Below are 19,888 nucleotides of genomic sequence, written 5' to 3'. Positions count from 1 at the left end.
CGTTCTTGTCCTCTACGTTAAAAAGACGAATGCGCATGCAAATAAGCATGCGTCATCCGCCTTCATAGTCAAGTCATTTCCGGTGACTTGGTAGAGACATCCGAACCGTATCATCGGACATATATGAGGGCACTGTATTCTATAATTTTCTCAATTGTACAGGCTAGTGTTTTCAAAATCAACCGCTTGTCCGATTGATTAAATTTTCCCAACTTTCCTTCAGTTTCGGCCAGTCGACTGATTCGGCGTCCCCGCCGTAAACGGATTTTTCGTACGCTGCGGTCAATTCCGTCATCTCTTTCGTTCCAAAGAATGAATCGACGTATTCGGCGTATGAACGCAATGTCTGGCCTGGCGCCCGTTTTATTCCATAAAGTTCCAGTTGCTTTAGGAGCCGCAAATAGGCTTTTTCAAAGGTTTCCGCGCTCCCCTCTTTCCGGCGGTAATACGGAATCAGCACTTTGGGCAACCATTTCTTGCGGATTTTAAATAGCATGAACACGAGCAGCAGCAAACCAATTGTTGCGGCGATGAGCTTGCCTGCCTGTTCGGAGACAAACGCAAGGAAACGCTCACCTGCTGTCGGTCCGGCATTCGCCCCTGCGTCGGCGTCCGGTTGTTCAGGCTGTGCTTCAGGTTCGGGTTCAGGGCGGTCCGGCATCTCCTCTTCTTCCGGTTCGGACGTATCGATGTCCAAATCGAAATCAATGGACGAAGCACCGGTAAAGCCGATGGTTGGCTCGAACATCATCCAGCCCACGCCTGGCATATAAGCTTCTACCCAAGAATGCGCGTTATTATTGGTAACTTCGTACACGTCGTAGCCATCCACTGTATCGATGACTTCTCCTTCATTGAAGCCTTTCACCCAGCGTGCTGGAATATCCAATGAACGCAACAAGACGACCATCGAGGTTGAGAAATTATCGCAATACCCGCGCTGCGTTTCAAAAAGGAATTGATCAACATAATCTTGGTCTTCCGCTGGAACCGCGATGTCGCTTTGACTGTATTCAAAGCCATTGGTGCCGAAATAACGTTCGACCGCCTGCGCTTGGCCGTAAACAGTATCTGACCCGGCAGCGATTTCTTCCGCCAGTTCCCCAACCCGCTCAGGCAATTCATCAGGCAATTGCAAGTAGCGGTCGTATTCCGGCGGCAGTTCAGACAGATCTTCTGTATCTGTTTCACGCAGCGCCGTCAGGCTATAGGAAGGTTCGCTGTAGAACACTTCATAGACATCCGGTTCAAAAGCGGCATTCTCCTGCAATGTGTCGAAGCGCTGCTGAATTGAATCGTAGCGATACTCCAGCGTTTCTTCCATTAAGAAAGAAGCAGTGCCATAAGGATAGAGAACGAACGGAAACGGCAGCTGCATGTCCACTAAGGCAGAAGAACGTTCCTCGCCTTCCGGCGGAAAATCTGTCGTAACTTCATCGCCGTTTTGGTAAAGCTGCTCTTGTGCATCTTCTTCCGAAAGCTCCCATCCCTTTGTCGTATAGACATCTTTCACTTCAACTTTCCAATATTGGCCTTCTTCGACTTCCGCCCTGAAGACAGTTGTATCATCAGAGACAAAAGAGCCGCCGAGTTGTGAATCATCAACGCCATAACCGATACGCCCGACGCCCCCTTCACCGACGCCGCCTTTCCCGGAATAAGAGGTGATGTACGGAACAGGATCCGGCCAAATTGGCTCTGCTTTCGGCAGGTAAAACGCAAGTGCGGTCGAAGCGACCAACAGTAGTAATAAGGGAATCGAGAAGACCAGCAGTTTATCTGTTTTCGCTGCTGCGCCGTGGCGTTCCATCCATCTGGCCAAATGCAATAAGCCCGCTAGCAATAAGCCGATGACCATGATACGGACAATCGCTGCATCGCCCGAATAAGGACTGAATGTATCCAGAACAGCAACGAAAATGACCGTCAAAAGATAGAATAAGAAGATGCTAAGGCGGAAACTGACCCAATAATGGATTAGATAGATAGCCATCCACAACAGCGCAAAGAACAGAACGGTCCGAAATACATCAGTGGTTGCCTGCCAATCTTGGCTAAAGAGCGCCGATAAGCTGATGCTCGCCTGCTCTAAGACAAACCCTATACTTTCTGCTGTAAAGAAGAGATTTCCTGTGTAGACATAGACGATAAACCACAGAATATAGAACAACTTCAAGGGACCGGTGATCCACCACGGAATGTCAAAGAATGCCATCACGAGACCCAATGCCACGAAAGCCAAAAACAGCCGGTGATGGCCGGTTGCGGTTAATTCGATAACTGGGCGCAGCCATTCAGACAACAGGAGAAAGACCAATATATACAATAAACCCATAAATACTTTGTTTTTTCTGATGGATGTCATGAACGGTTCGCCTCCATAAACGCCGAAGCGAAATTCTCTGGCCCGATAACTTTCACATGGAACCCTTTGGACCTTGCATATTGATGGTTTTTTTCGTCTTCCGGGGTGACCGACTGGCCTGCTTCTCTCACTACCAGGCATAAACACTGGCTCAAACTCGTTACGTTCCGGCGGATTTCATCGACCATTTCACGTGACAACGAACCCGTTACATAGACTAGGCTCGACACTCGGACTTGCTTCAAATCCTGTCCGACAACCGCTTCAATCGGCCGGTCCAAATCATCCTGGACTTTCGCCAAATGATAGAGCGCACGCTGCAATTGTTCATCGCTTTGGATCAACGGGAAAAAGGCGCGCGGTGTACCGGCAGATAAATAAGCGACACTGGCATGAGATGCCACGACAGAAGTAAGGATCGAGGCAATCAATTCGACTTGAATTTCGAAGCTTTTGGATGGGGAACGGTCATCAAGCAAGAACAAATCTTGCGATTGACGGTCTTCGAATTCTTTCGTGCGCATCGTCTGCGTTCGTGCAAACGATTTCCAGTGTATCCACGAGACCCGGTCTCCCGGCTGATAATCGCGGATACCACTCGCCATCGTAGTATCTTTCACTAAAGTAAATGGCGCCGCGATCGAGCCTTGATCAAAACTGGAACCGATTGGGCGGTACATCATGTCAACAGTGTTCGGATAAACCAGGACGGACTGGCGGGCTGGCAGCAGCTGGCGTTTTCTAACCCACCCGAAAAAATCGGCGGTTTCTACCGTGACACCTTCTAACACGTGTTCGCCTCTTGGCATTTCTCCGATTTCATAAGTCCAGGAAAATTCACGGCGAAATCCAGGAAGCAGCAGCTGGCGGCCTGTATCGGCCATGCGGACTTTAAGCCGTGCAGATTGTGCCTGTTCCTCGAGGACGGTGTAAAGCAACGGGAACGGAAACGCCCGCCGCACGGTGACAGTGGCCGAAAAGCGATGGCCGCTCCGCACTCGCGGGGTATGGACTACCCGTTCTGTGCGCAAATTCCGCAATGGATAGAACGACAACAAGACAGAATAAAGAATGAAAGGAACAGATACGTAGAAAATGAACCAACTGACAAAGCCGCCTTGAAACATGGCGAACGAAAAAGTCAAAAAAAGCAGGATGAGCACAAATATCATCCTGCCCGAAGAACCCAAAATTTGTTTGAACCGCTTCATTGATTCACAAGCCTTTGAACAGGAACACGCGTCTTGGCAATGATGCGCTCTGTCAATTCTTCTGCTGTAATGCCGTCATAGCGGGCTTCCGAACGAAGCATAATGCGGTGGCCAAAGACGAATTTCGCCAAATACTGGATATCGTCCGGAGTGACATAATCACGCCCTTTGAGCATGGCATAGGCTTGTGCCGCTTTCATCAAAGCAATCGAGCCGCGCGGGCTGACACCAAGATAGACATAAGAATCGCGGCGGGTCTGGGTTGCCAATTCTACGATATAAGTACGAATCGTATCATCCACGCGAATCGTCCGCACTTCTTCCTGCAATTTGAGCAATTCTTCGAGCGTCAGCACTGATTCAAGCTCTTCAATCGGCGGAATCGACTGGGAACGGGTCAATACTTCAATTTCTTCTTCCCTCGTCGGGTATCCCATTTTCACTCTCAGTAGAAAGCGGTCCAATTGCGCTTCCGGCAATGGATAGGTTCCTTCATATTCAATCGGGTTTTGTGTCGCCATGACGAAAAATGGTTTCGGGATCTGCATCGTCACGCCATCTGTCGTAACTGACGCCTCTTCCATTGCTTCCAATAATGCGGACTGCGTTTTCGGTGACGTCCGGTTGATTTCATCCGCTAAGACGATATTGCCCATGATCGGGCCAGGGCGGAAATGGAATTGCATGTCTTTCGGGTTATAGATGGAAACGCCTACTACGTCTGAAGGCAATAAGTCCGGGGTGAACTGGATACGTTTGAAATCCGCCCCGACTGATTTTGCCAGCGCCCGGACAAGCATCGTCTTGCCGACGCCCGGAACATCTTCAAGCAAAACATGGCCATGCGATAACAAAGCGACCAGACTCAACTCGGCGATTTCGCGTTTTCCGATAATCACTTTTTCGATATTATCTATGACTTTTCCTAATCGTTCTGTCGCTTTCATATCAGTTCCTCCCATATAAGTGAAAAAGGTTTTGAATAATCACAATCTTATTGCCATCATATCGGATTCCAGGCGATAACTCAACTGAGCCATCACGGCATGCCGGTTTGAAGGATTCCTTTGAACCACTCTTGAAAATGAAAAAACGGGAAAAGCATATGCTTTTCCCGTTGTCTTATTAATTATTTTTCCAGAAGTCATCGAAAATCGTCACCGGCAGATTGCGCTTATGCTGGGTTTTCAAGTAATAGCCTTCCAGCTTTTCGCGAGCATCTTCAGCGATTTTCTTACCTTCCAGATAATCGTCGATTTGCTCATATGTGATACCAAGCGCGACTTCATCCGGTATAGCCGGTTTGTCTTCTTCCAAGTCGGCGGTCGGGACTTTTGTATACAAATGCTCCGGTGAGCCAAGTGCCTTCAGCATTTCACGCCCTTGACGCTTATTCAACCGGAACAATGGCACTACATCAGCTGCGCCATCGCCGTATTTCGTATAGAAACCGGTAATCGCTTCAGCTGCGTGGTCAGTCCCGAGCACGACCGCATTGTGCATGGCGGCCACCGAATATTGTGCTTTCATGCGTTCACGCGCTTTTTCGTTGCCTTTTGCAAAATCCGTCAACTTGATGCCTTCCGCCTCTAGCGCGCGGTCGCTGCCATCGACAGCTTCTTTGATGTTGATGGTATAGACTTTCGTCGGCTGGATAAATTTGATGGCATCCTGAGCGTCATGCTCATCGGCTTGGACACCGTATGGCAGGCGCACACCGTAAAAGCTATAAGTTTGGCCGCCTGCTTCCTCATTCAGTTCATCAACGGCCATTTGTGCCAGTTTACCGGCAAGCGTCGAATCCTGGCCGCCGGAAATGCCGAGCACAAAGCCTTTCAGGAATGAATGGTGTTGTAAGTATTCTTTGAGGAATTCAACCGTGCGCCTGATCTCTTCCTGCGGATTAATAGAAGGCTGTACCTTCAATTCGTTGATGATCTGCTGTTGTAATGTCGACATGTGGATCCTCCTTATTTGTTCGTGAATTCCTGAACCGATTCCCGTACTTCCTGGATATTCCGCATTTTATTGTTCCAACATTTTTCGCTTAAATCAACTGGGTATTCTTCCGGATTAAGCGATCGCTTGTACTCATCCCACAGCAAATCGAGCGTCCCTACCGCATACTTCTGTATTTCTTCGAGCGGCGGATTTTCATAAACGACTTCGCCTGACTTGATGACTTGTTGATGGATGTTCACGGCATCGAAATTGGTGACGAACTTCGAGACGAATGTATGGACTGGATGGAACATTTTCAAGCGTTCTTCAGAAGCGGGGTTTTCGTCATGCATCGTGATGTAATCACCTTCTGATTTTCCGTTTTCCCTATCTATAATCCGGTAAACGTTTTTCAATCCAGGAGTCGTCACTTTTTCTGCATTGCCCGAAATCTTGATGGTGTCTTCCATTTCGCCTGCACTGTTTTCGATCGAAACGAGTTTGTATACCGCACCCAGCGCGGGCTGGTCATAGGCGGTGATGAGTTTCGTCCCGATTCCCCATGCGTCGACCTTCGCTCCTTGCGCTTTCAAGTTGAGGATGGTGTATTCATCCAAATCGTTGGAAACGACCACTTCGGTGTCAGGGAACCCTGCCTCATCGAGCATTTTTCGCGCTTCCTTGGATAAAAAGGCAATATCGCCGCTGTCTAAGCGGATGCCGCGGAAGTTGATTTTGTCCCCGAGCTCTTTTGCCACTTGGATAGCGATCGGCAAGCCGGATTTCAACGTGTCGTAAGTATCGACTAAAAAGACGCATTCACGATGGCGCTTCGCATATGCATGGAACGCCTCGTATTCGTCTTTATAGGCCTGGATCATCGAATGGGCATGGGTGCCGGCTGCTGGAATGCCAAATAATTTGGCGGCACGGGTGTTGCTCGTTGCTTCCAACCCGCCGATGAATGCGGCACGTGTGCCCCAAATCGCTGCGTCCATTTCCTGTGCGCGGCGCGTGCCGAATTCCATGACGCGTTCTGTCCCGACGACTTGTTTGATGCGGCTTGCTTTGGTGGCAATCAAGGTTTGGTAATTGACGATATTCAGAAGTGCCGTCTCGACCAATTGCGCTTCCAAAAGAGGCGCTTCGATGCGAATCAGCGGTTCATTTTGGAAAACGAGCTCGCCTTCGACGACTGAATAGACATCGCCCGTAAAACGGACTTCTTTTAAATAGCCCAAAAAATCTTCCTTATAACCGAGTTCATCGCGTAAATAAGCAATATCACTTTCCGAAAAATGGAAGTTGTTCAAATAATCGAGTACTCGCTCTAATCCCGCAAATGTGGCATAACCATTGCCGAATGGCAATTTACGGAAAAACAATTCAAAAACCGCTTTCCGTTCATGCATCCCATCCGCCCAATAGGTTTCTGCCATATTGATTTGGTATAAATCAGTATGTAATGCCAAGCTATCATCTGCATAACGCGTTTCCACAAAAATCCCCTTCTTCCACAGTAATGACTATCATTATACATCAAATTTCTTATTTTATAAGATGATGAATCGCCACATAGGCCCTATCATTGACATATACCCAAAAATATGAGATAGTATTCAGAGTTAACTACGAGGTAACACACAAATTTTGATGACTGGCATTCTACGCAATGTTTTTGAAGATACTTATTCACACTGGCGCGATTACAGGATCGCAAGGACGTAAAAGAAGGAAGGGTTTACGTTGCTTAAGTTTAAAGCACCCAGTGGAACTATTACCGCGGCAATGAAAGCAAACACTTTCAATGGAAATGATTCCCCGTTCGTTACGGGTTAATATTCAAGTCAAAACACACGGTTGTTACCTAATAAATAAAGGGCTGTCCTCACTTGAGGGCAGCCCTTTTCCAATTCCTGCACAATGTAAAAGCAGCGCCGATCCCGTTCTTTGCTGGGATCGACGCTGTTTTTTTATTATCGGTTTAAATAATCCGTAACGGCCCCTTTGGAAGAACAGGAAACATTATGGGCGTATTTTCCGAGAACGCCTTTGCGGTGAAGCGGCGGTGCGACCCATTCACTTCTGCGCTTTTCAAGTTCTTCATCGGAAACGTCCATGGAGATTTCCTGCAAGTCCGAATCGATCGTCACCATATCACCTTCGTGGAGCAAGGCAATCGGGCCGCCCGACTGCGCTTCCGGTGAGATGTGGCCGACGACCAGTCCGTGCGTCCCGCCCGAGAACCGTCCATCGGTGAGGAGCGCAACCGATTCGCCCATGCCTTTTCCGACGAGGATCGCTGAAATCGACAGCATCTCCGGCATTCCCGGACCGCCTTTTGGCCCGACGTAACGGATGACCAATACATCGCCATCGTTGATTTCGTTCGCCATGACCGCTGCAGTCGCTTCTTTTTCATTATCGAAGACGCGCGCTGGGCCTGTGTGGCGGTTGACTTTGACGCCGGACACTTTGGCGACGGCACCTGTTGGGGACAGATTGCCTTTTAGGACGATCAACGGGCCGTCTTTTCGTTTCGGATTATCGAACGGCATGATGACGTCCTGCCCTTCTGTCAGGCTCGGTGCTTCCTGCAAATTCTCTGCCACGGTTTTACCGGTGACGGTCATGCAATCGCCGTGCAAATAACCCGCTTCCAATAGCATTTTCATAACTGCCTGTACGCCGCCTACGCGGTGAAGATCCTGCATGACGTATTTGCCGCTCGGTTTCAGGTCCGCGATATGCGGAACCGTTTTTTGGAGGCGATTGAAATCGTCAATTGTCAAATCCACTTCCGCAGCGTGTGCGATCGCAAGCAAGTGAAGGATGGCATTGGTAGATCCGCCGAGCGCCATAACGACCGTGATGGCGTTTTCGAACGCTTCTTTGGTCATGATGTCTTTCGGGTAGATGCCAAGCTCCAGAAGATGATGCACTGCAGCACCTGCCGCTTCACAGTCCGCTTCCTTGTACTCAGACACTGCCGGATTCGAAGAACTTCCCGGCAAACTCATGCCCATCGCTTCAGCTGCCGATGCCATCGTGTTCGCCGTATACATGCCGCCGCATGAACCCGCGCCAGGGCATGCACTGCATTCGATTTTGCGCAGCGCCGCATCATCGATGGTGCCGTTATTATGCTGGCCAACACCTTCAAAGACAGAAACGATGTCGATATCCTGGCTATTATAGCGCCCAGCTGCAATGGTGCCGCCATAAACGAATACTGCAGGCACTTCGGAGTTGGCGATGGCAATCAAACAACCAGGGATGTTTTTATCACAGCCACCGATTGCGACAAGCCCGTCCAAGCTTTCTGCACCGACGACCGTTTCAATGGAATCCGCGATAACGTCGCGGCTCGATAGCGAATATTTCATGCCTTCGGTTCCCATCGAAATCCCGTCGGAAACGGTGATCGTGTTGAAGATGAACGGAACTGCCCCGGCCTCTTGAGCGCCTTTTTTCGCCGCTCTAGCCAGTTCGTCAATATGTATATTACACGGCGTGACTTCACTCCACGTGCTGGCGATGCCGACCATCGGCTGCTCAAAGCCTTCATCTGTCACTCCAACCGCCCGCAGCATTGCCCGGTTCGGGGCTTTCATCGGCCCTTCGCTGAAAACCTTACTCTTGATGCGCAAATCCTTCTTCATAAGTATCCTATCCTTTCTTTTCTATGTATCTGCTTCGCGGATTCATAGGGCACCTATTAACGGCCCCTAGATCAACTAGCTAGCAGCGAGGAAGTGATTTCCCGGCTGCTCTGAGTTTCTCTTTATTATAGAGGACATTTTTCAGAATTCAACGAATAAAACGATAATTAATAATAATATTTCACAATTCGTCACAGATATTATATATGTATCCGCTTTCACATGGTATAAAAGCTTTTTTGCTCATCATCACCTATTCCGATGGCTCAATTTATATATTGCGCTATAACATTAAAAAGCACGCACTTTGTAAGCTACGCGCCATTTTCTGAAATTAGCCCAATTTAAAGCAGACTACTTTCGTATCGGTCATTTCCTGTATGGCGAATTTGACGCCTTCTCTGCCGAGACCTGATTGCTTAACGCCGCCGAACGGCATGGCATCGATCCGGAAATCGCTGCTGTCGTTGATCATAACACCGCCCACTTCGAGTTCTTCGATCGCACGGTGGGCATGGTCGAGATTTTTCGTAAAGATCCCCGCTTGCAGTCCATAGTCGACGGCATTTGCCCGTTCAATCGCTTCATCTAAATCAGTTACTCGATAGAGCAATGCGACTGGGCCGAAGATTTCTTCTGCTGCGAGCGCACAGTCATCTGGCACACCCGTAAGCACAGTCGGCGAGTAGAAAGCCTCATCCCGTTCGCCTCCAGTTTCAAGCGTCGCACCTTTATCCAACGCTTCCTGGACCAGCCCTTCGACGCGCTGCGCTTCTTTTTCCGTAATCAACGGACCCATATCCGTCAGTTCAGATTGTTTATCACCGACGATATAGCTTTCGGTTTGTTCGACGAATCGTTCTTTAAACAGATCGAATACAGGATCTTCGATATAGACCCGCTGGACGCCGAGGCAATTTTGCCCGGCTGCCCAAAATGCACCGGAGACAGATGATGCCACCGCGTCTTCCAAATCAGCGTCTTGCAGGACGATGACCGGCGAATTCGAGCCGAGTTCCATGCCCACTTTTTTCAAGCCCGCTTTTTTAGTGATCGCAAGCCCAGTCTCGACGCCTCCGGTAAAACTGATCATCCGGACAGCCGGATGTTCGACTAAGACATCGCCGATTTCCCCGCCTCGCCCGGTGATAACAGACAGGATTTTTTCCGGCAACCCGGCGTGTGAAAAAGCTTGCGCCAATAACAGCGCACTGAGCGGCGTGACAGTCGCCGGCTTGACGATGATGGCATTGCCCGATGCAATCGCTGGGCCGACTTTATGAGCTACTAAGTTCAGCGGGTCGTTAAATGGCGTGATCGCCCCGATGATGCCGAGTGGAAAGCGCCGGTAATAACCGACTTTACCGATTCCGCCGGGCGATTGGTCGAACGGAATCGTTTCACCGGTAATGCGCCTCGCTTCTTCTGCGCTCAAGCGCAAAGTTTCAACTGCCCGCCCTACTTCTTTTCGAGCTTCGCGAATGGTTTTGCTGCTTTCTTTGGCGATGGTGCGCGCATAACGTTCTGCGTTCGCTTCGATATAATCCGCTGCTTTTCCGATAATTTGCATGCGTTCAACGACCGGCATTCGTGCAGCAACTTGTGCGCCTGATTTAGCTGCCTCGATGCACGCCTCCATATCTTCTTTCGTTGCGGCAGGCACCCGATCGACAAGAGATCCATCCTGAGGATCGGTGACGTCGATCCATTGTTTTCCGTCTACCCATTCACCTGCCAGAAACATTTTCCGGCCTTCAACATGTGTCGCCATCTATTCCTCCTCCTTTCATGACCGCACCGCTTCTCTTGCCTTTGCGATGGTCAATAAATCGATGAGCAAGGAAAAGCCGGTTTCCGTTTTGCCGGCTCCTGCGCCACTCAAGGTGACCGGTCCCAATAGGTCGGTTTCATAAGTGATGGCATTGAGTGCTCCTGAAACGGAAGCGAGTGGATCATCAAGCGGCACTTTTTCCGCTGCCACTTTCGCTGAAACCACCCCATTTTCTTTTTTTGCTGTGGCGACTAGCTTCCAGCGCTTCCCTTCCGTTCGTGCTTGCTCGATCAGTTCCGGGGTCATTTTTGAAATGCCCGTGCATTCGACGTCTTCGACCGACAAAGGCATGCCCATGACATGCTGCGTGAGGATGACGATTTTATAGCGCGCATCGAGGCCTTCGACATCACTCGTCGGATCCGCTTCAGCATAGCCGAGCTTTTGTGCTTCCTTGAGCGCAGATTCATAGCTTTCTCCTTCGTCCATTCGCATGAGCATGAAATTGGTCGTGCCGTTCAAGATGCCGCGGATTTCGGTGATGTCATTTCCGGCAAGTGCCAGTTTAGGCATCCGCAGGGCAGGCGTCCCACTCATGACTGTACCTTCAAAGCCCCAAGAGACGTTATGCTTATTTGCCAAAGATGATAGTTCCTGGTACGCGAGCGCAACCGGCCCTTTATTGGTCATGACGACATTCTTGCCGCTTTGGAAAGCTGCGCGGCAATGGTCGATTGCAGGCTGGCCGGTTTTCACGTCCGTATAGGACACTTCCACCACCGTATCGGCGTTCGATTGCCTGATCGTCTCCAGGCTGTTCCAGCCCGTGACGAGCCCTTCTGTTTTCGGATAGCTTTCCAAACTTCCGGTCTTTCGTACAGCGTCCAAGACCGTTTCGAGATCGAGCCCGTCCGGATGGTATAACGAGCCTTTCTTGAAATCGGATATCGCGACGACTTTCGCCTCGAAACTTTCCTGCTCCATCAGGCTTTGCCGTTTATTGTGCAGAATTTCAGCAAGTCCTTGGCCGACGACGCCGAACCCGATAAATGCTAGTTTATGTGTCATGCTGCTCCTCCTGTTCTCCTTGCCCACCTGTTTGAGTGAAAAAGCCGATTGCCGCATTGGCTAATATGGCAGCTCCAAGCGGCAGGCTGCGCTCATCGACATCAAAATGCGGCGTATGCAAATCCCGCTCGATTCCGTCATCTAGCGAACAGCCGAGGAAAAACATCGCACCCGGTAGCTGCTGCGTGACATAAGCGAAGTCTTCGCCTCCCATGCCAAATGCCTGATGAGTGAACTTTATAGATGGGTCCGTTTTTTGGATGGCTTTTGTGATCTGTTCATTCACATGCCGATCATTGATTAACGCTGGCTCTCCCCGCTGGTAATGGAAGGAATAATCGCCGCCCAGATGTTTCGCGAGTGCGAATGCATCGCGGATTTCCGTTTCGAGCAGATCACGCGTGCTGGCTGAATAGCTTCGCACAGTGCCTTCCACTTGAACTTCGTGCGGGATGATATTGCTGGCAGTTCCTGCATGGATTTGCCCGACACTGATGACCGCGGGTTCGAGTGCGGATACTTTCCGCGGCACGATGCCATGCAGCGCCTGCAAAATGAGGCCGAGCATCCAAGTCGGGTCGCTGCCGAGTTCCGGATAGGCACCATGCCCGCCGGTTCCCTGGATCGTCCCGTGAAAGACATCGACGTTCGCCATGCTGATGCCGTCATGCATTTGAACTGCACCGACTGGTAGCCATGGGCACATGTGAAGCGCAATCGCCAGCTCCGCTTCGTCGTAAGCGCCCGCTTGCAACAGATATGGTGAGCCTGACATGGACTCTTCGTCAATCATCTCTTCTGCCGGCTGGAAAATGAACTTGACCGTTCCGCCCAATGGCTTGTCCCGGAAGTAGTCCGCAAGAATCGAAGCGGCGCCGAGCAGGATGGCGGCATGCGCATCGTGTCCACAGGCGTGCATGACCCCAGGGGTTTTCGACCGGTAATTACATGTATTCGCTTCGTCGATGGGCAAAGCGTCGATATCCGCACGCAGTGCTATTACCGGGCCCTCGCCTTTTCCGAGCGTCGCGATCACGCTCGTCTCAAAGCCGATCTCCCGTTCGACGGTAATGCCATCGATAGTCGCCAAAACAGATGCGATAAAGTCGGCCGTCTCGAATTCCTGGAAGCTCAGTTCTGGGAATTGGTGCAGCGTCCGCCGCCATTCACTGAGTTGGCTGCTCATTTTTTCCGCTTTTGTCAGGAGTTCATCTTTGTTCTCCATGTTTACACCCGGCTTTCCGATTAGACGTTCATCACCGTTTCGACGTGCTGGAATGCCTGCTCAAAATCGTTGATGATGTCTTCGATCTCCTCAATGCCGCAAGAAACACGGATCAAGCCTTCTGGGATGCCCATCGCGGCGCGTTCTTCAGGGGTGCATTCTACGTGGCTTGTCGTACGCGCCGGTCCGACAGTCGTCTCGACCGCCCCGAGATTTGCGGCACGGTTTGCATATTGGAGTTTCGGCAGCAAATCACGCACCGTGTCGACGCCGCCTTTTACAGAAAAGCTCAGCATGCCGCCGAAGCCTTTCATTTGGCGTTTGGCGATATCGTGGTTCGGATGCGTTTCGAGCCCTGGATAAAAGACGTCTTCGACGATGTCTTTTGTCTGCAGAAACTTAGCGAGCGCCATGGCGTTCTTGCTTTGTTCGCGGATGCGCAAATGCAAAGTCTTCATGCCGCGCAGTAGCAGGTAAGCGGCCATCGGGTCCATCGTCGCGCCGTTGATTTCGCGGTAATGATAAACCTGTTCGACCAGTTCATGCGACCCGACCAGTACACCGCCGAGGGCATCCGCGTGTCCCCCTAGGAATTTAGTAGCGCTGTGGAGAACAAGATCGACGCCATCTTCAAGCGGATTCTGGTTAATCGGTGTGCCGAATGTGTTGTCGATAATGACCAGCGCCCCTACTTCGTGACCTGCTTTTGCCATGCGTGCAATGTCCGTGATTTTGACAGTCGGGTTGGTCGGCGTTTCCAAATAGAGGATCTTGCAGCCCTTTTTGAGTTCCGCTTCAATTGCCTCATGATTACCAGTATCGACGAGTGCAACATCGATTTGCTGGCGTGGCAGGAATTCCGTGAAAATTTTATTCGTGCCGCCGTAAGTATCCTTGATCGAGACGATGCGGTCGCCAGGCACGAGGAAAGTCGCAAGCGTATTGCTGATGGCGGCCATTCCGGTCGAGAAGCTCGTCGCTGCTTCCGCGCCTTCGAGCAATTTCACTTTGTCTTCGAAAGCCTGAACGGTCGGGTTCGTATTGCGCCCGTAAATATGCCCTTTCTTCTTGCCGATTGCGACGTCGTACCATTCATCCATATCGTCATACGTATAAGCGACGCTCAAGACGACCGGTACTTGTGATGCCCCGTGTGCCAAATAATCTTTTTCTCCGCCCCAGACTGCTTGTGTGGATTGATGGATTTTTTTGTTTGTCATAAACTCACTCCTCAAATTTTTTAATGCTTTCAATTTTTCATTGCCAATAATCATGCGCCGCCTTGATAGCCGATTAAATGCCCTTTTGTGAACAAGCCTCTCGGCATATTCGCCAGCGTTTCACAGCCGGATTCCGTCACACGGAAGGTTTCGCTCACTTCAAAACCGGAATCATCGAACCACATTGCCGGAATCATATGGAACGCCATATTCGGTTCGAGCACAGTGCGGTCGCCCATGCGGATGCTTGCGGTATGCTCGCCCCAGTCCGGTGGGTAATTCAAGCCTACGGGATAGCCGATGCGCGCTTCTTTTTCAAAGCCATAGCGGGCGATCGTTTTCGTCCATGTCGCACACACTTCTTCCAAATAAATGCCCGGCTTGATCATCGCAAGACATTCGTTGATGCCTTCTGTCGTCACTTCTGCAAGATGCTGCAGTTCCGCATCCGGCGTCCCGATAAATACGGTGCGTGCGAGCGGTGAATGATAGCGCTTATAGCAACCCGCGATCTCCAGCGTCACCGATTCCCCTTGCTTATAGCGTTTATCGGTCCAAGTCAAATGAGGCGCAGCGGTGCGTTCCCCTGTCGGCAACAGCGGCATGATTGCCGGATAGTCCCCACCATGCTCTTTCGTCCCTCTTACTTGCACTTCAAGGATCCTTGCCGCCACGTCACATTCCCTTACACCTTCTGCAATCATCTCGATTCCTGCTGCCATCGCTTTTTCCGAAAAGCGTGCTGCGCGCTTCATATAGGCAATCTCGGTATCCGACTTCACCAACCGGACCCAATTGACGAGCAGCGTCGCGTCTTGGAAACGGGCATTTGGCAAGCCTTTTTGCAAGCGTTCGTAGCATTTTGCCGTAAAATAATAATTCTCCATTTCGACGCCGATTGAACGCCGGTCCTGCCCGATCTGTGACAGGATTTCCGCGACGAAATCCATCGGGTGATGCGTTTGTGATTGCACGTAAATCTCGGGATACGGGATGATGTTATCGTGGTACAGCCAAGTCGTAATTTTGGCTCCGTTCGCATCCATGATCCGTCCGACCCACAAGGGCTGGTCTTCATCTTCAATGACAATGAGCATTTGATGGACATAAAACGACCAAGCATCATAGCCCGATAAATAGTTCATATTGGCAGGGTCGGTGATAAGCAGTACTTCAATGCCTTTTTCCGCCATCTGCTGCTTTGTTTTTCTGATACGCCCCTGATATTCTGCTGTTCCAAACGACATGGGGAATCCCCTCCTTGTATTCACGAATTAAGAGTCGGAATAATCAATCTATTATTCTTATGTTTACTATACCTGCCAGGCTTCCTTAGAAGCATCCGTCATAGTGTATGAAAATGCGCGCTTCCCTTTAGTCAATTTTTCCACATAAAAAAAGCCTTCTTGAGCAGAAGGCTTTCATTCAAGCGTCATTTGGTTCAGTGGCACGGATGCGATGGGTGCGGACGCATAATTCCAATAGAAACAAATCGTCCGGGTCGACAAGCGATAAGCCGGTCAATGATTCGATTTTGCGCAAGCGGTACAGCAGGGATTGGCGATGCAGGTTCAAGGCGCGCGCCGTTTGGCTGACATTGCCTTGATAATGGTTGTACGCCGAAAAAGTGCCAATCAGATCCATTTGCCGCTGTTGGTCATAATCGACGAGCGGCTGAATCGTCGACTGGATGATATCTTTCATCCCTTCGGTTTTGGCCAATTGCAATAGCAGCCGGTCTGCCCGGGTATCGCGGTAATCCATCCGGTGCCCTGGCCCTTTTTTCATGCGCCCGATTTCAAGCGCCGCTTTCGCATGCTGAAAACTGCTGCTGAAGCCGGCGAAGTCTTGCGCGTGATCGCCTATGCCCCAGGAAAGCAGGACTTCCGGCAATAAATTTCCCATCCGCCGTTCAATTAAATCCAGGAAATTGATCTGGTTTTCCTGTCCGCTTTCGGGCGGCTTTTCCAGGAAAATGATCAAATATCCGTCTACATAACCCGTCATCACGGTGCGTTTCATGGCATAGGCCGCGTAATGGATTTCTTCTTCAATATAAGCAATCATGCTTTTCGACCACTCGGTATACGAACTATGATCCGGCTTTCGCCGCCCAAATAATTCACGTAAATTTTCCGGGCTGCCCGCCAGGCCAATATACGGGAGCTCCAGGTCATAGCCGAGTGCGCGGGCGCGGGAAGCCGCCTGCTCTTTCGTTACGAATTCCCCGTTAGCAAGTTCACGGACGAAATCCATGCGCAGCGCCGCTTTTGTCTCTTCGACTGCATTTTGCCTTGAGCGCCATAAGGAAATGGTCGTTGCCGCATGTTCCAGCACGTGAACCGAAAAAACATCGAGACGCCCATCGCATGCATTTTCCGGCAGTTCAATGAATAGATAGCCCTGAGCTTCTTCTGATACTTGGAGCACCGGGATTTGGACGAGCTTTCGGCCGCCCAATTCGCCGCTGCGGAATTTCTGGATCATTGGGTCGCGGTTTCCTTTCGGGACTGCTTGGCGAATCGGGAAAAGCCCTTCGCTGACCTGCCGTTCCCATTCTTCCAGTTTGGCACGTGAAAAACCGGAGGCTGCTTGCACCGCCCCGTGAGCATCCGTAATAAGCAATGCACTGTCAAGCTCACGACGGATATAGGCAGCGATTTTCTCCAATTCTGCATCTGCCAAGATCAGCTTCAATAAATCCTGCTGCACTTGCTCTGAACGCTGCCGTTCCTGACGATGCAGATCGTTTAAATCGATCATCACTTCTTCGATGACCGTTGAAAAGCGCAGCTCCCACGGCAGTTCAACGAGCAAAAATGAATGCTCTTCAGCCAGTTGGGCAATCTCTTTCGGAATTTCGTAGACATGCCGCCCCATCGCGATCATCAGTGCGGCTGCCCCGGAATCGATGATGTCCTTGACGAATCCTCGAAAGATTTCCACATCATTTTTGCATCCCATCGCAGTCGTCAACACCAGCTCATTGCGGCGCACGAAATTCTCAACAGGCATTTCCATGACAGACACCCAGTGCACAGGCCGCGTTTGTGCATATTCTTTGGCGGTGCGGACGACCGCTCCTTCCAGTAATTCGTAATCCAAAACATCCTGCACGGTCAGCTGCATTTAATCCCCTCCGCGCCTCATTGGTTTCTGCCAGTATAGCAAAAACAAAGGCTTCGAAAAAGGATATGTCCGAATAATCAGAACTATTTATAGGTAAAACGGATTTCTCCACTCCATTAATAAAGCATAATCACACGATTCTTCATCGTCCAAATAGCCAGGAACTATCGATACAGGCATACGGCCACAGCTGAGCAAGAAGCTGATAACGGGATCTTTTACATCACCGGCCAACACTCTTTCGATGTATTGTTCAGCAGACAGTTCGTTCGCGTATCGATGATATCCCGGCATCCGCCCGCCGCCGACGAGCCGCTCGAGACTGTCCACAACGACCCGCTCATACATCGCTTCCATTAAGAGCTTGCCAAGTTTCAATTTACGGAATTTCGGCTTGATGCCGATGTCGACGACATACAGCGATTCGCCTTCCGGGTCATGCGTTCCGATCGATCCCGAATCGGTTACTTGCTCCCATGTATGTAAAGGATGCGCAGGATCGAATTTCGTGAGCATCCCCGTCATGGAACCTGCGATTTCGCCATCGATTTCGACGCAAATTGCTCCTTCAGGATAAAGCGCGACATGGTTTTGGAGCTGTTGCTCGTTCCAAAGCAAGTCGGGCGGGAACGGCGGCGGAAAACTTTCGCGCTGCACTTCGATCAAACCTGGGAAATCTTCTTCATTATAGGTTCGGATAGTCGCCATGACCGGGCGACCATCCTTGAAAACGTATTGCTGTTTTTTATACATTGTGTCGCCGCCTTTCTTTTTGTTTAGTTTACCCGAAGACGGTGCGCATACACAGCAGATGTGTGATGATTGAATCTAACGGCTTTGCCAACTTAAAATTTGCCCAAAAGAAAAGCTTGCCAAATTGGCAAGCTTTTTTGTTCTTCTATTATACTGGCGGCAATACTTGTGGCCCGTTGATGGTCACGTTTCCGTCAGCATTTTCTGCTTGTGCTGCGATTTGAGGCAATCCTGCTGACAACGCCAAGATTAGCGCTAATGTGGCACCAAGCAATAATTTTTTCTTTTCCATGTTAATCACCGTCGCTTTCCAGAAATTGAGTTTGGTAGTAATAGGCTTTCTGCCAATCTTGCTGCTCTTTGTAATGAGCCGCAAGCTCTTCAGAAAGATGTTTGGTGTCTTTTATATAACCATATTTTTTGAAAAATGGAAACATTTTATCTTCTTTATAGTTCAAAAGTTCTTGTTGGGAAAATTCTCGTTTCCCGTAGTAATCGCTATACAGCTTGAAGTATTCTTCGTCTTTTGGGGTCCCAGGCATGCGCAATTGTTCGATCAGCTCAACTGTTTCTTCTTCACTTATCCCTTTTAGCTCCAGCAAATTGACAATAACTGCTTTGTGTATATAGCTTCCTGGCTGCACCACATCTTTAAGCTCCGAAAACAGCTCGAATGCTTGACTGTCTTGCTTCTGGCTCTTCATTAACTCCGCATAATTATAAAGAACCGATTGATACAATTCGTTCTGATGGGTCAGATGGGCGTTGCGTTTGACCACTTCATACAAGCTAGCGGCTTGAGTACTCAGATTGCGCCTTGTGTAGTTGATCGCCAGCAGCAATTGCGCATGCAGGAGGCGGATGTAATTATGATGCATTTCGTAAGAACGCACTGCCCGCTCGGCAAAATATGCAGACAGCTCCAGGCGGTCATGCACTATTAAAATTCTCGCTTTTTGATAATAAAATTCGCCCTCCAGTTTTTGCGGAATGCTTTGAAGTCCTTGATCTAGCCTGTACATCAAGTCCATTGCTTCTTTTTGTTGTCCTAAAGTTGTGAAATAAAGTGCTTGAAAAAAACGGCTCATCCATAACTCCGGTGCTGTAAAAGAAGCTTTCAGCTTTTCAAGCAGCTTTTGCTGTGCTGACGCTTTGTCCATCTGCAAATCCAGGACATAATAGCGGAATTTATACAATTCGTATTGATTCACCAGGTCGGTTGATTGCAGGTAATCGTCCTCATCCAAAAGCTCTTCATAGATTTTATGCAAATTGTCGAGATCGTAATGAAGTGCGCAATCGATAAAACGCCCCAATTGCTGTTCAAGCCGCTTCTGGTGTTCCAGTTCTTTTTTCAATTGCACGCCCATTTTTAAAAGCAGCGCTTCGTAAGTTTCTTCGTGCGGCGTATAGGTATTGGATTCGATTTTGCTCAAATGCGATACGGAACAGATGCCATCAGCGAGCTGTGACTGTGTGAGGTTGTGCTTGAGCCGATAGTATTTAATCACAGAACCGATGTTCATAAACTCACCTTTCTTTG

At 49.8% G+C, this 19,888-nt stretch carries 15 protein-coding genes and 1 riboswitch; all 15 genes read right to left on the bottom strand.

Annotated elements, in window-relative coordinates; translation table 11 throughout:
* Window positions 1-45 precede the first annotated feature (45 nt).
* A riboswitch (purine riboswitch) is annotated at window positions 46-147 on the bottom strand.
* 31 nt (window positions 148-178) lie between these two features.
* Window positions 179-2,365, bottom strand: coding sequence for a transglutaminase TgpA family protein (locus AUC31_RS03085; RefSeq protein ID WP_058381419.1), 2,187 nt, complete (start codon window positions 2,363-2,365; stop codon window positions 179-181).
* Window positions 2,362-3,537, bottom strand: a complete 1,176-nt coding sequence (locus AUC31_RS03080; protein ID WP_237150743.1) for a DUF58 domain-containing protein — start codon at window positions 3,535-3,537, stop codon at window positions 2,362-2,364. Before AUC31_RS03080 ends, AUC31_RS03085 begins: the two co-directional genes overlap by 4 nt.
* A 35-nt stretch (window positions 3,538-3,572) precedes the next feature.
* Entirely contained in the window at window positions 3,573-4,523 is a 951-nt protein-coding gene (locus tag AUC31_RS03075) for an AAA family ATPase (protein ID WP_058381421.1), read from the bottom strand.
* Window positions 4,524-4,701: 178 nt separating this feature from the next.
* Entirely contained in the window at window positions 4,702-5,535 is an 834-nt protein-coding gene (gene nadE, locus AUC31_RS03070) for an ammonia-dependent NAD(+) synthetase (RefSeq protein ID WP_058381422.1), read from the bottom strand.
* Window positions 5,536-5,546: 11 nt separating this feature from the next.
* Entirely contained in the window at window positions 5,547-7,016 is a 1,470-nt protein-coding gene (locus tag AUC31_RS03065) for a nicotinate phosphoribosyltransferase (protein ID WP_058381423.1), read from the bottom strand.
* 477 nt (window positions 7,017-7,493) lie between these two features.
* Window positions 7,494-9,179, bottom strand: coding sequence for a dihydroxy-acid dehydratase (ilvD, locus tag AUC31_RS03060; protein WP_058381424.1), 1,686 nt, complete (start codon window positions 9,177-9,179; stop codon window positions 7,494-7,496).
* A 334-nt stretch (window positions 9,180-9,513) separates the two neighbouring features.
* Window positions 9,514-10,950: an aldehyde dehydrogenase family protein gene (locus tag AUC31_RS03055; RefSeq protein ID WP_058381425.1), complete on the bottom strand. Its 1,437-nt coding sequence runs from the start codon at window positions 10,948-10,950 to the stop codon at window positions 9,514-9,516.
* 15 nt (window positions 10,951-10,965) lie between these two features.
* Window positions 10,966-12,018 (bottom strand): homoserine dehydrogenase, encoded by a 1,053-nt coding sequence (locus tag AUC31_RS03050; RefSeq protein ID WP_058381426.1) that lies wholly within the window; start codon window positions 12,016-12,018, stop codon window positions 10,966-10,968.
* Window positions 12,008-13,243 (bottom strand): M20 metallopeptidase family protein, encoded by a 1,236-nt coding sequence (locus tag AUC31_RS03045; protein ID WP_058381427.1) that lies wholly within the window; start codon window positions 13,241-13,243, stop codon window positions 12,008-12,010. Before AUC31_RS03045 ends, AUC31_RS03050 begins: the two co-directional genes overlap by 11 nt.
* A gap of 20 nt (window positions 13,244-13,263) precedes the next feature.
* Window positions 13,264-14,463, bottom strand: a complete 1,200-nt coding sequence (locus AUC31_RS03040; protein ID WP_058383678.1) for a cystathionine gamma-synthase family protein — start codon at window positions 14,461-14,463, stop codon at window positions 13,264-13,266.
* 50 nt (window positions 14,464-14,513) lie between these two features.
* Window positions 14,514-15,710, bottom strand: coding sequence for a M24 family metallopeptidase (locus AUC31_RS03035; RefSeq protein WP_058381428.1), 1,197 nt, complete (start codon window positions 15,708-15,710; stop codon window positions 14,514-14,516).
* A gap of 178 nt (window positions 15,711-15,888) precedes the next feature.
* Window positions 15,889-17,592 carry a PucR family transcriptional regulator gene (locus AUC31_RS03030; RefSeq protein ID WP_058381429.1) on the bottom strand — a complete coding sequence of 568 codons (1,704 nt, stop codon included), beginning with the start codon at window positions 17,590-17,592 and terminating at the stop codon, window positions 15,889-15,891.
* Window positions 17,593-17,679: 87 nt separating this feature from the next.
* Window positions 17,680-18,345: a GNAT family N-acetyltransferase gene (locus tag AUC31_RS03025; RefSeq protein WP_058381430.1), complete on the bottom strand. Its 666-nt coding sequence runs from the start codon at window positions 18,343-18,345 to the stop codon at window positions 17,680-17,682.
* Window positions 18,346-18,493: 148 nt separating this feature from the next.
* The gene (locus AUC31_RS17660; protein ID WP_157073454.1) at window positions 18,494-18,637 is read right to left on the bottom strand and encodes a hypothetical protein; all 144 of its coding nucleotides are present in this window, start codon (window positions 18,635-18,637) and stop codon (window positions 18,494-18,496) included.
* 1 nt (window position 18,638) lies between these two features.
* Window positions 18,639-19,871, bottom strand: a complete 1,233-nt coding sequence (locus AUC31_RS03020) for a helix-turn-helix domain-containing protein (RefSeq protein WP_237150699.1) — start codon at window positions 19,869-19,871, stop codon at window positions 18,639-18,641.
* Window positions 19,872-19,888: the final 17 nt, after the last annotated feature.

The organism is Planococcus rifietoensis, from assembly GCF_001465795.2.
Taxonomy (GTDB): Bacteria; Bacillota; Bacilli; order Bacillales_A; family Planococcaceae; genus Planococcus; species Planococcus rifietoensis.
The sequence above is the reverse complement of the archived record's forward strand: the minus strand, read 5'-3'. Positions and strand labels throughout refer to the sequence as shown.

Bases quoted from the DNA above. Each gene is read 5' to 3' on its own strand.
- AUC31_RS03085 (WP_058381419.1), bottom strand. From the start codon at position 2,365: ATGACATCCATCAGAAAAAACAAAGTATTTATGGGTTTATTGTATATA.
- AUC31_RS03080 (WP_237150743.1), bottom strand. From the start codon at position 3,537: ATGATATTTGTGCTCATCCTGCTTTTTTTGACTTTTTCGTTCGCCATG.
- AUC31_RS03075 (WP_058381421.1), bottom strand. From the start codon at position 4,523: ATGAAAGCGACAGAACGATTAGGAAAAGTCATAGATAATATCGAAAAA.
- nadE (WP_058381422.1), bottom strand. From the start codon at position 5,535: ATGTCGACATTACAACAGCAGATCATCAACGAATTGAAGGTACAGCCT.
- ilvD (WP_058381424.1), bottom strand. From the start codon at position 9,179: ATGAAGAAGGATTTGCGCATCAAGAGTAAGGTTTTCAGCGAAGGGCCG.
- AUC31_RS03055 (WP_058381425.1), bottom strand. From the start codon at position 10,950: ATGGCGACACATGTTGAAGGCCGGAAAATGTTTCTGGCAGGTGAATGG.
- AUC31_RS03050 (WP_058381426.1), bottom strand. From the start codon at position 12,018: ATGACACATAAACTAGCATTTATCGGGTTCGGCGTCGTCGGCCAAGGA.
- AUC31_RS03045 (WP_058381427.1), bottom strand. From the start codon at position 13,243: ATGGAGAACAAAGATGAACTCCTGACAAAAGCGGAAAAAATGAGCAGC.
- AUC31_RS03040 (WP_058383678.1), bottom strand. From the start codon at position 14,463: ATGACAAACAAAAAAATCCATCAATCCACACAAGCAGTCTGGGGCGGA.
- AUC31_RS03035 (WP_058381428.1), bottom strand. From the start codon at position 15,710: ATGTCGTTTGGAACAGCAGAATATCAGGGGCGTATCAGAAAAACAAAG.
- AUC31_RS03030 (WP_058381429.1), bottom strand. From the start codon at position 17,592: ATGCAGCTGACCGTGCAGGATGTTTTGGATTACGAATTACTGGAAGGA.
- AUC31_RS03025 (WP_058381430.1), bottom strand. From the start codon at position 18,345: ATGTATAAAAAACAGCAATACGTTTTCAAGGATGGTCGCCCGGTCATG.
- AUC31_RS17660 (WP_157073454.1), bottom strand. From the start codon at position 18,637: ATGGAAAAGAAAAAATTATTGCTTGGTGCCACATTAGCGCTAATCTTG.
- AUC31_RS03020 (WP_237150699.1), bottom strand. From the start codon at position 19,871: ATGAACATCGGTTCTGTGATTAAATACTATCGGCTCAAGCACAACCTC.